Source organism: Rahnella sp. P4_A8 (genome assembly GCF_056402435.1).
On record NZ_JBFUHK010000200.1, the window covers coordinates 1 to 1,756 of the forward strand.

Consider the following 1,756-nt stretch of genomic DNA (forward strand, 5'->3'; position numbering starts at 1 on the left):
GGCAGAGATAAACGTGATAATTAATTTCCTTGATAAGGCCCCTCCATTTGCAGGGCTCATATTTGATCCCTGCCTCAGACCGCCTTCTCAAAACGTAATCAGCTTCTTCGTCACGCTATTCTTCAGCAGCAGCATTGAAGACAACACTGAAAGCAGGAAAGTCAGCAGGATGACGAACAGTTTGGCGGTCAGGGAGTTGATCGGGATCCACTGGATTAATAAATTGAAAAAGGTGTAGTGGAGAATATAAACGCCGGTCATGGTTTTCCCCAGCGAACTGACCATTTCACTGACCGGCAACCGCGTGGCGTCCTGTTTCACGCCATTGGCCGCGATAATGATCAATACCACCAGAATATAGACCTGCGATCCGGTCAGAATAAAGCTGTTGCGCTCAAGGTTGAAGATGGAAAAGAAGAAGTGTTTTTCATAATACCAGGTGAAAATATAGACAAAAGGAATGGCGATGGCGGCGATTTTCGCCACCCGCGGGCGACCGTACAGGGCGGAAACCACCGGGTCATATAACAACTGGCCGGTCAGATAATAAAGTACCCAGGTCCAGATGCGGAACTGCGCGGGGGTTGAAAAAGATTTATGGTCAGTGAAATAGATCGCCAGCAGATCATACGCAAAGGAAAAAATCAGCAGGCTGGCGACCAGTGCCGCAAGAATAACCCGTCTTTTAGCCAGCCATTCCACCAGCGGATGAAAGGTGTAAATAATCACCAGCGTAAAGATAAACCACGGCTGAATCAGATAACCTTTCTGGTAAGGCTCCCATAAATAATAAATCGAAAACCAGAAAATGAAGAGGGTTAAGATGCTGCGTATTTTCTTCAGTTGCCATTCTGCCGTGTGCTGTGAACCGGCATCCATATAACCGGTGACCACAAAAAACAGCGGTGTGGCAATGGTGGAAATAAAGGTCAGGAAAGCCAGAATAGTGTCGTAGTTATAATTGTAATTGTCGTAAGTGTTATAAACGGTGAAAAAGGTCACGGCGGTCAGGCAGCCGAGCGTTTTAATAATATTCAGTCCCGTGGTGTTCATTGTGTACGTCGTTGCCCTTCACGATGGAAACAGTTGTAAATCACCGGCAGCGCCAGCAGCGTCAGCACGGTGGCAAATCCCAGCCCGAACATGATAACAACCGCCATGCTCTGGAAAAAGACATCAAGCAACAACGGCGCGAGGCCGAGCACGGTGGTAAACGCCGTCAGCAGGATCGGGCGCAGACGCGAAGTGGCCGCGTAGATAATCGCGTCGGTCTGGTTTTTCTCTTTTTTCTGCTGACCAATTTCTTCCACCAGCACGATGCCGTTACGGATTAACATCCCGCTCAGGCTGAGCAGGCCGATCAGCGCCATAAAGCCAAACGGAATACCGGTCAGCAGGAAGCCAAAGGTGACGCCAATCAGGGCCAGCGGCACGGTCAGCCAGATGGCGATGGCGTTTTTCACCGAGCTGAACATCAGGACGGTAATGATAAACATCATCAGGAAACCAACCGGCAGGGTGGTAAACAGCCCCTGCTGCGCCTCGGCGGAGTTTTCCGCGTCGCCACCCCATTCGATGCTGTAACCGTGCGGTAATTTCAGCGCCTCAACCTGCGGTTTAATACGCGCCAGCATATCGCCGGAGGTTTCACCGCGGGCCGGATCCGGATCGGTCTGTACGGTGAGCACCCGCGAGCGGTCGCGCCGCATGATCAGCGGATCTTCCCATTCAACTTTAAAATCACTGACCACGTTAC

General features: G+C 50.7%; 2 protein-coding genes. Both read right to left on the reverse strand.

Translation table 11 applies throughout. The features are described from left to right. Positions 1-87 precede the first annotated feature (87 nt). Complete coding sequence (locus AC1DUO_RS24625; protein ID WP_013576891.1) at positions 88-1,053, reverse strand: acyltransferase; 966 nt, start codon at positions 1,051-1,053, stop codon at positions 88-90. Then, the coding region (locus tag AC1DUO_RS24630; RefSeq protein WP_477989240.1) for an efflux RND transporter permease subunit at positions 1,050-1,756 on the reverse strand (707 nt) is incomplete at its 5' end. The genes AC1DUO_RS24625 and AC1DUO_RS24630, both read right to left, overlap by 4 nt.

Bases quoted from the DNA above. Each gene is read 5' to 3' on its own strand.
- AC1DUO_RS24625 (WP_013576891.1), bottom strand. From the start codon at position 1,053: ATGAACACCACGGGACTGAATATTATTAAAACGCTCGGCTGCCTGACC.